This window comes from Methanocalculus sp., assembly GCF_030651615.1.
Taxonomy (GTDB): domain Archaea; phylum Halobacteriota; class Methanomicrobia; order Methanomicrobiales; family Methanocorpusculaceae; genus Methanocalculus.
The window spans coordinates 1-10,576 of the sequence record NZ_JAUSCG010000225.1 but is presented as its reverse complement, the minus strand read 5'-3'; the positions used below and the strand labels follow the sequence as shown (position 1 = coordinate 10,576).

Below are 10,576 nucleotides of genomic sequence, written 5' to 3'. Positions count from 1 at the left end.
ACATGTTGTTGCGATGCTGGCATGTGCGAGAATTGGAGCCATTCACAGTATCGTCTATGGAGGCTTTGGAGCAGCGGCATTAAATACCCGAATTCGTGATGCCCAGGCAAGAATTGTCATCACAGCAGATGTTGGATATCGTCGCGGCAAACGTGTGCCACTCAAGACGATAGTCGGAGAGGCGGTTATAAATGCCCCCAGCATCGAGAAGATCATTGTTCTTCGACGTGAAAAGCCACAAGTTGAACTCGTCTCCGAGATGGAGATTGACTACCACGAACTGATCGAGGCTGCAAATCAGATCTGTGAACCAGAAGTGATGGATGCAGAAGATCCGCTCTTCATCCTCTACACCTCAGGAACGACCGGTCAACCGAAAGGGATCGTCCATACCTGCGGAGGTTACATGGTCGGAACTTACTATACAACGAAGTACATCTTCGACATGAAAGAGAATGATGTTCACTGGTGTACTGCCGATCCCGGCTGGATTACCGGTCACAGCTATATCGTCTATGGCCCTCTGGCAGCAGGAGCAACAATCCTGATCACCGAGACAGTGCCTGACTATCCCGACCCGGGCATCTGGTGGAAAATTATAGAAGAGTTTGGTGTTACGATCTTCTATACTGCACCAACAGCGATCAGAATGTTCATGAAAGTCGGAGAGGAATGGCCGAATAAGGCAAACCTCGACACACTCAGGATCATCGGATCGGTTGGGGAACCACTTAATCCTGAGGCATTTGAATGGTATCATCGGGTCATAGGTAAATCGGCATGCCCCATTCTTGACACATGGTGGCAGACAGAGACCGGCATGCACATGATAACCACCCTCGTAGGTGAGCCGATGAAACCCGGTTTTGCGGGGCGTCCGATCCCGGGAGTTCAGGTGGATGTTGTTGACAAGGAGGGTAACCCGACTCCTCCGAATGTCGGAGGTCTGCTCGTCATCAAAGAGCCATGGCCATCAATGATGAGGACGGTTCATAAAAATGATGAGCGTTACCGTCAGTACTGGTCGACGATCCCGCCATATTATACAGCAGGGGATCTTGCTGTCAAAGATAAAGACGGGTACATCATGGTGCTTGGAAGATCCGACGACATTATTATCGTTGCAGGTCATAACATCGGAACTGCCGAGGTTGAGAGTGCCCTCGTCTCTCATGAGGCAGTTGCTGAGGCTGCGGTCATCGGAAAACCGGACGCGCTCAAGGGACAGGCAGTTAAGGCGTTTGTCATCCTGAGAATAGGTTTTGAGCCGAGCGAAAAACTGAAGAACGAGCTGATCTACCATGTCAGAATGGGTATCGGGCCAATAGCTATGCCGTCAGAGATTGACTTCGTCTTATCTCTTCCAAAGACGAGGAGTGGAAAGATCATGCGCCGTGTCTTAAAAGCACAGGAGATGGGAATTGACCCCGGTGACATATCAACACTGGAAGAATAATTTCCCATTCTTCTTTCATACTATGAAATAAACCTGGTTATACCATGCAGAATGCACAATTATTCGGATTTCCGGCGGAGAAGGGCAGGTGGCTCTTTGTACTCCTCGGGTTGATCATCAACATCTGTCTTGGAAGTATCTACGCATGGAGTGTCTTTGTGACCCCTCTCACACAGTACTTCACTACAGAATATGGTAAAGTGGTTACTGCAAATGAGATCCTGATGCCATTTTCTGTCTTTCTTGCCGCTTTTGCTTTGGCAATGCCATTGGTTGGAAAGTTCATAGATCAATTGGGTCCGCGTAAGATGATGATCATTGGCGGTTTCCTTACCGGATGTGGCTGGCTGCTCGCATCAATGGTCACCTCCGTTGAGATGCTCTACCTCGTCTATGGAGTGATCGGTGGTGCGGGTGTTGGGATCTCATACGGTGTTCCGGTTGCACTTGCTACTCGCTGGTTCCCTGATAAAAGGGGGTTTGCAGTTGGCCTCGCTCTACTTGGATTTGGGTTCTCTGCATTTATATCAGCAAATATCGCCGGTATACTCATACCGATGATCGGTGTAATGAGTACATTCCGCATATTCGGAGTGGCATTCCTCGTTATCATCACACTCTGTGCACTCCCGCTCAGGTTCCCGGAATCTGGATGGGCACCGGCAGGCTGGACACTTCATCCAACATCTGCTGCTGAGACCTGTGAGTGTGATCGCGCAAGGATGATACGGACACCAACCTTCTATGGCCTCTGGGTCTGCTACTTCATAGGATGCCTCGCCGGACTGATGGCTATCTCTATTGCTCAACCTGTCGGTGTGGAAGTTATCGGGATTACACCAGTCTTTGCAACAGCACTTGTCGGAGTATTTGCCATATTTAATGGTGGAGGCAGGCCGGTCTTTGGATGGCTGACAGATCATCTTCGTCCTGCACGAGCCGCAGTGCTCTCCTTCCTCCTGATAGCCGGTTCATCTCTCCTGCTCTGGCTCGTGCCATCCGAGATCACCTATGTTGTATCATTCTGTATATTATGGGGATGTCTTGGAGGATGGCTTGCAATAGCACCAACAGCAACGGCCCGGTTCTTTGGAACATGCGACTATCCACGTTGTTATGGAATAGTGTTCCTGGCATATGGTGCAGGTGCAATAGCCGGACCTCAACTTGCCGGATTCATCAAGACAACCACCGGCGGCTATAGTGGTGTCTTTCCCTACATCATTGTACTGGCTCTTATGGGGGCAGCTATTGGGTTCTTCCTGCTCAAGCCCATACAAAGACATAATTGAAGAGAGAATAAATTAATTAATTTTTATAATAAGCGCCTTTTTTAAATAAAAAAAATATATATAGTAACATCCTCAGTTGTTCTTTATTTATTTAATCAGGGAATATTTGTCCTAACAGAGGTAAAATTGATGATGAACGACATGACAACCGGAAATAAGCAGGTTATATTTCTTTTTCTACTGGTGCTTCTCAGTACGATGCTGATCGCACCATCGGCTGCACAAACCCTCCCGGAGAGGGTCTATGTTAATGAATCGTATACTGAAGAAACACCTGATTGGGGATACCTGAACTTCTCACGAATTCAGGATGCAATTGATGGAGTTGCACCAGGCGGAGAGGTGTGGGTATTTGATGGTACATATTATGGATCTCTTATCATCGACAAAAATGTGCATGTTACAACTGTCGCCCACCAGGCATTCCCCGGCCTTATTCAGGGAATTATTGATGCAGATGGTGAGGAGAACGGTATTGAGATTTATGCAAGTGATGTTTCCTTCAGAGGATTTGACATTCGGAATGCCAGCAGAGCAGGAATCTACGTGCATAACGCCGACTCGATCAATATCATAGACAACATAATTACTCTCTTCACCGAAACAGATGATGAAACATTCGGGATTATCATCGAAGAGGGTGATGAAATCCGAATAGTACGTAATCAAATCAATATTTTAGGGCACTCCGTTCAGTCAGGCATTGTTGCTCTCGGAATATCAGATGCAACGTTAGAGGAAAATAAGATTTATGTACTATCATCCGGGTCAGAGATAGTGCCTGTTGGGGTTGTAAGGTCGGTTCTGTCAGCCCGTCTTCAGGATGAAGAGAAGGCATGCTTTACTTTTGTCGGTGCCCCGCATTCATTGACAAGAACAGATGGGATATCGGTTATTGAAAGCAGTAATGTTGCAGTTCTGAACAATTGGGTTACATCCCTCAGTTCCAATATTGATGAAGAAGAGGCAATTTACAGATATGCCGAGACCTGGGGCATTAGATCATGTACATCAGAAAGAGTACAGATCCTAAACAACACCGTTTCATCTTTCGCTGAATCAACTGACTCCACTCGTTCAATAGGTATTTATGGGTCAGGCAATCTGGCTCTCATCGAAGGAAATGAAGTACAAGTGTTTACTAATGGAAAATATGTTCAGCCAGTTGGAGTCCGGCTTGGATATTCTGAGAAAGGGCGTGTTCAGAAGAATATAGTCAATGTCAAGGTTGACTGTACCAGAACATCAGGTCATATGGGAGTAATGAGACCTGCTGGCATCATCGCATTTGACTCATATAAAGCCCAGATTATCGAAAATGATATTTATTATACACTCCTTTCAACGGGAACTCCTGAAACCTCACGGGTTCAAGTACATGGAGTTTTCTTAGATGATTGTGATGAAGCACGGGTCAGAGAGAATCTGGCAATTGTGGAAAACATCATTGTCAGGGATCCTGACGGCATAGTCAGCTTGTTGACGGGAGAAATGTTCTTTGAAGACGAAGAAGACCCTCTCTGCGTATGCGGTATTATTTCCGGCTTTGAGATCGCAAGGAGCGATAAGCCTGAAATCCTGGATAATGTAATACAGATCCTCGGAACTGTCGTTGCTTATCAGAATTCATCTGAAGATACCTCCTACACAGGTGTTGAAGAGGAACTCACCATCTCAGGTATTCATTTACATGGGGGGTTAAGTGAGATCATTTCCAGCCCGCTCATATCCGGTAACTCGGTTATTGTCGCAGCCAAGTCAATTGCTCTTGCCGGTCAGCTCCCCTATGAAGAGGAGTTCTTTGCAGAAGAGATCATGAAACCCGAGATGCAGGAGCGATACACTGCTCTTGTCAACAAAAAGAATGCTGTACTCTCAGATAGTATGACTGATCTTACACCATATATTCATACAGATCAGAAAAGATCATCACTGGATAATACCAGGTCATTATTAGAGATGTCGATTGAAGAGATCTCCATCATACATGTCCGGGTAACAACCGTTGGGATAATACTCGAAGATGTACTCAATCCGGTTATCTGCAATAATTATGTACCGGTATTCCAGGACATAATTATACAAGCCAATAGCGGACTAAACCCTCCTATCGAAAGAGCACTCAACGATACCTGTCCGGGTGTCGGACTTATCGATCGGCTCTTCAGAAGCGATCAGATGGAAAAAGCATTCCTTCAGAACCTCATTAATGAAAATAAAGATGAATGGCAGAACCTTCCTGAACTGGACAGATCAGCTATTAAAGATGCAGTCCTGAGCGGAGATGGGCACGTCCTTGCCAGATATGCAGAGGATCAGAAACTCTTTTTAGAAGATTCGAAGATGTCAGAAAATATCCTCGAATATATCACCATTCTCCAGAATGAGGAGCCATTTGAGTTTTTAAATGAGTCATATGTCTCAGCTGCTATACCGGTTTCAGTCAGTTACGGTCTCCTTGCATATGCTGAAGGGGATATGGAGATCAATGGAAATGAATTTACTCTCATGAATGATGTGGCAAGTATATCGCTGACAGACAATGAAGAACGTATGGTAAATGATACCGTAGCAGTCTCCGCCGGGATGATCTCAACCTTCGGGATTCGGGTAATAGCCGATACCATTACCATATCTGATAACAACATTTCGATTGAAAATAATGGTCAGTTTCTGACCGCCTCCCGTGGTGGAGAGAGTGAACTTTCGGATGCAGTAGCAGCATCAGGACATCTGATCATCTCAATGGGGATCATCGCAGATGCAGAAGATGAATACATCACAAATAATGAGATCAGAATTGAGCAGAGCAATGTGGCGATGGTTACGTCTTTAAATAGAATAAAAGACAGGATGGCCCTCAGTGCTGCAGGGATGGCTGGTCTGGCAACAGGTATTGTGCTCGATCCAGATACAATCCTTAGTGGAGAACATGATTATCAGCTTTCTATCAAAGATCCGGAAGAGATAGAAAATCTCATCAGGGGTAACAACATCACTATTTATAATACAGTCCTGGTTGCTTCAAGTTCTAGTGAAGAACTTACTCCGCCCCTTGATGGGTCATCAACCGCACTCTCTGGTGCTGCAAGTGCCGCGGCAAGTTTTGGGATAGTCGCACCGGAAGCAGTTATTTTGGATAATACTATTGATGTAACAGCACAACAGATCAGTCTGGCTCAGGCAATTGTTGAGGAACGCTATCTCGATAGCATACAAAGTGACAGGTACACTCATCCGGGTGCTGGAGCAGCGAATATAGGAGTTGCCATTTCTGCTGGAATACTGACGTCACAATCAAATATAGCCAATAATGATATCTTCACCAATTCAGGTTCAATAAGTCTGACTAATGCCGTGACTGAAGAACTTCTTGAGAATGCTGGCGTTATGATCGCCATGATCACAGTTGATGCCGGTATTGTCAGCCTTGCTCCCTCATATATCGATGGAAACACGGTGGATGGAGTTATATATGCAATAATGGTAGCCAATGTGCATGGTGACAGGGTCGAAATTGAAGATATTGGAGTTATCCTGCATCTGGGTATTCTCTCTATTGGAGGTGATGCGACCTTCAACAACATCTATAATGGCTATATAGGTCTCCCATATTATGATGAAGAAGGGATCTCCCAGCCATTTGCCTCCCACAACTGGTGGGGCGATGAAAGCGGTCCATCCGGTATTGGTCCAGGGATAGGGAGCGCGGTCATGGGAACCACGTTCTATGAACCCTGGCTGACAAGGTCTTCAGATGAAGTGAAGGAGACCGGAAAATCCTACTTTGGCATTGAGATCGGTTCTCCCTTCATTGGTGGTGATGATTACCGAAGCGGCCTTAATCCAGGGTGGAATACCCTTTCATTCCCACTGGCGCTGGAAGATAACTCCTGGAAATCAATCACCGAATCCGGTGACGGGCTTGATTATGCAATCGCCTATTCATGGAACCCAATCAACCAACGGTGGGTTCAGGTAACTGATACTACACAAATCTATCCACTTGACGCGATCTATATCCGGATGAACAATTACGATCGTCTTCCGGTTCAAATCAGTCCCGAGATAACAGGTCCACCTGTGCGGAATCTGAATAGGGGATGGAACCTGATCGGTCCGGCATATGATCTGTTTGAACTGAATGAACCAATCGATGACAAATATCTCTGGTGGGGAGAACCCTATTCTATATCAGTTATAAAGGCACTTGCCTCTGTTGAGGAGACGGCAGATGGGAAGACCGGATACAACATCGTCATTTCTCCAGCGATTAATCCTGATACCTGGGTCTTTACCAGAAATGAATATGAACATATCCCCGGTATAGATGCAACACGAGGGTACTGGATCTATATGGAGAATCAGGATCTTCTTGCCGGATTCTCAACAACCCCCCTCCCAATGCCAGTGTGGTTCTGGGATCTATACATACCCAATATTTTTGAGGATTAAGCATGAACCGAACCCTACAGATCATCACGATACTGCTCATCTCTACCTTGCTGGCAGTCCCCACACTTGCAGATGGCAATGCTCCGTCAACCATCCCCCATGCCTTCTATGGGCCAATATACAATGTTGATGGCTCAAATACACCTGGAGGGTTGATCGTCATTGCATCAGCAAAAGGCAACCCCATTGGAACGATCACCACAACTCTGCCTGGTCAGTATGGAACAGAGTATGGGGGCGGCGATAAACTGATCGTCTGGGATCCCTTTCTCAATCCAGGTGATGAGATCATCTTCTATATCGATGGTGTACGGGCTCTAGAATCAGCGATCTTTGAAAGTGGTTGTGTCTCAAACCTGACACTCAACGCTGAGAAAGAGCTCCCAAAAGAGCGTCCTGATCGGAGCACGACCCGTCCCGTCACAACAACAGATGGTCAGCCAGTCACAATCGAGACAGATGATGTTTCAGTGGTCCTGACGACAATAGGAGATTTCCAGAGCGAAACCCTTATTTTCACACTCTTTACAGCGGCGCCCGATAACCAGCCGATCCCATCAGGTAACAATGCTATTGGCCGGTTTGCCGAGATAACAAGTTCTATCGTAAATCAGAATATCCAGAAGGTGATCATTAAAGTTCACTATTCCGATAGTGATGTAATCGGTACAGATGAGAACTCCATCCGGGTCTACTGGTGGAATGGGGGCAACTCGTGGGTGCAGCTCCCTGGCGGTGTTGACACCGCCAAAAACGTTGCGTGGGGAGAGACAGACCACTTCTCCACCTTCGCTCTCCTAGGAATACCTGGTTCAAAACCCAGCGGAGGAGGAGGAGCGGGTGGAGGATTCAATGTCGTTGTCACCCAAACTCCACTATCCACCCCGATCCCGGGACTTGAGGTTTTATCAACATTGGATGAAAGTGAGAGAGCTGTGGTAATACCGTCTATCACTAAAGAGCCATTGACACGCGCGGATGCAGATATCAGTCCGGGTGAACCCGGTACAGAAGCCAGACAAGACTTTCCATCGATTACAATCATCATTGTTATTGGCATTGCCATAGTTGCAGCTGCTGGATTCCTACTACTCCGGCGGCAGTAATATTTTTTTCATTTTTTTGATTCCAACAGCATTTCCGACATTTAGAAGAGAATAATTAACAATGTACATCTCCATACATACCAATCCTAAGAAGGGGACTATACACCTATTTATAGCATCATCTACAGAATTTCAACATGTTTTTTTAATGTGATGACCCAAGGTGATAAGTCTTCAGAGAGCGACATAGTATAGAATGGAAGAACGTAAGAAATTTTCTGATTTTTCAATATCCGAGGACCTCCTCAAGGCCGTTCGTGATATGGGCTTTGAAGAGGCGACACCAATCCAGGCAATGGGTATTCCGCTGATCCTTGAGGGACTTGATATCACCGGACAGGCACAGACAGGAACTGGAAAAACAGCCGCATTCGGTGTACCATTAATTGACATGATCGATGCCGGAAGCCGCGAGGTTCAGGCACTTGTCCTTGCCCCGACACGGGAACTGGCGATTCAAATCGCAGAAGAGTTCGCTCGCTTTGGCCAGTTTAAGAAAGGGCTCTCGATTGTACCCGTCTATGGCGGCCAGCCGATCGATAGACAATTCCGCGCACTCAGGGCAGGCGCCCAGATCGTCATTGGAACCCCAGGGCGGATCATGGATCACCTTGAGCGAAAGACTCTCTCTCTCGCAAATATCAGGTTTGCTGTCCTTGATGAGGCAGATCAGATGCTTGACATGGGATTTAGAGATGACATTGCAAAGATTCTGAGCGTTACTCCAAAGACCCGACAGACCCTCCTCTTCTCGGCGACGATGCCTCAGGCTATCCTTGATCTCTCAAAGAGATATCAGAAACAGCCAAAATTCATCAAAGTCACCCATGGAGAGATGACTGTTCCTCAGATCGAACAGTGTTATATCGAAGTTAAAGAACGAGAGAAGCTTGACGTTCTCTGTAAATTGATTGATATCTACAATCCCGAACTTGCAATGGTCTTCTGTAACACAAAGCGTGCAGTCGATGATGTAACTTCACGGCTCCAGGCACGGGGATATTTCGCCGATGCCCTTCATGGAGACATGAAACAGGCCCAGCGTGATCGCGTGATGGGAAAGTTCAGAAAAGGATCCATAGATATCCTTATCGCAACCGATGTAGCAGCACGTGGTCTTGACATCAGTGAGATTGACACCGTCTTCAACTACGATGTCCCTCAGGATGTTGAATACTACATCCACCGGATTGGTAGAACTGCCCGCGCGGGAAGAGCAGGCACCTCTATATCGTTTGTTGCTCCAAAAGAGATCTACAAGCTTCGTGAAATCCAGAGGTTTGCAAATGTCAAGATCGCACGGATTCCCATCCCGACCTCAAGTGATGTCGAAGAGTCTCAGGCAAAATTACTCATGGACAGGGTCAAAGAAGTCAACCTCACCGGTCTTGGCGAACGTTTCATACCTTATGTTGAACAGGCACTTGAGGATGGAATAACCTGTATAGAGATCGCAACCGCATTAATGAAGATTCATCTCGGCGGAAGGGATACCGAAGAGCGGACATTTGATAATGAAGGTGGAGCTATTGAGCCTGGAATGGCACGTATCCGCATCAATATCGGAAAGGACAGGCAGATCAGAGCAAAAGACATCGTTGGTGCGATTGCTGGCGAAACCGGATTACCAGGTCGTTCTATTGGAGCCATTGAGATATTTGATAACTTCTCCTATGTAGATGTCCCCTCAGATCGGATCCGTGAGATCATCGAGATTATGAAGGACCGGACGATCCGGGGCTTCGAAGTTGAAATGACAAAAGTCGATAGCAAGAACTAACACTTTTTTTTTTACTTTCACCCCCCGCTCCTTTTCTTTATATATCCTGCCGTGAGAGTATGTAATGCCGGAGCATACCAGGAGATCCGCATAATCCCCTGCTCTGGTACAAGTCACCGCGACTCATTATTACGACCCCCAATTCATCTTTTTTTGAGATGTGAGAGCGTTCAGAAGAAGTTCTATTCCCGTTAGGAATGTGGTAGTCCTGCTGGTTGTAAGTGTTTAAGAGAAGAGATATGGTCAATTCAGAGGATAATACGGGAATGGATGCACAATTGCATCATTAGAATGAAGTTAAAATGTAAGGGTAATGCATCGGAGAGAACAACAGACGCAAGCGTCGTGTGTAAAGGTAATCAGAAGAATTGATTTTCATACTAGGGGGGTGGTATTGGCAGCGTTGAATAGTTCCCGAGGACTCTCGTACCTCAGTACAATATTCGACGCAGGTGGACTTAACTGCCGGGTTCGGAATGAGTCCGGG

Annotated in this window: 5 protein-coding genes and 1 rRNA gene; 5 read left to right on the top strand and 1 reads right to left on the bottom strand. The window is 46.4% G+C overall.

Annotated elements, in window-relative coordinates; all coding sequences use genetic code 11:
- The 5 genes from acs to Q7V06_RS09475 all read left to right on the top strand — a co-directional run.
- The coding region (gene acs, locus Q7V06_RS09495; RefSeq protein ID WP_304840926.1) for an acetate--CoA ligase at positions 1 to 1,456 on the top strand (1,456 nt) is incomplete at its 5' end.
- A gap of 44 nt (positions 1,457 to 1,500) precedes the next feature.
- Positions 1,501 to 2,748, top strand: coding sequence for an OFA family MFS transporter (locus tag Q7V06_RS09490; RefSeq protein WP_304840924.1), 1,248 nt, complete (start codon positions 1,501 to 1,503; stop codon positions 2,746 to 2,748).
- Between the two features lie 129 nt (positions 2,749 to 2,877).
- Positions 2,878 to 7,203 carry a right-handed parallel beta-helix repeat-containing protein gene (locus Q7V06_RS09485; protein WP_304840922.1) on the top strand — a complete coding sequence of 1,442 codons (4,326 nt, stop codon included), beginning with the start codon at positions 2,878 to 2,880 and terminating at the stop codon, positions 7,201 to 7,203.
- A 2-nt stretch (positions 7,204 to 7,205) separates the two neighbouring features.
- Positions 7,206 to 8,309, top strand: a complete 1,104-nt coding sequence (locus tag Q7V06_RS09480) for a hypothetical protein (protein ID WP_304840920.1) — start codon at positions 7,206 to 7,208, stop codon at positions 8,307 to 8,309.
- Between the two features lie 196 nt (positions 8,310 to 8,505).
- On the top strand, positions 8,506 to 10,089 hold the full coding sequence (locus Q7V06_RS09475) for a DEAD/DEAH box helicase (RefSeq protein WP_304840918.1): 1,584 nt from the start codon (positions 8,506 to 8,508) through the stop codon (positions 10,087 to 10,089).
- A gap of 392 nt (positions 10,090 to 10,481) precedes the next feature.
- On the opposite strand, the gene rrf is transcribed toward Q7V06_RS09475, so the two are convergent.
- A 5S ribosomal RNA gene (gene rrf / locus Q7V06_RS09470) occupies positions 10,482 to 10,576 on the bottom strand; the annotation flags it as partial.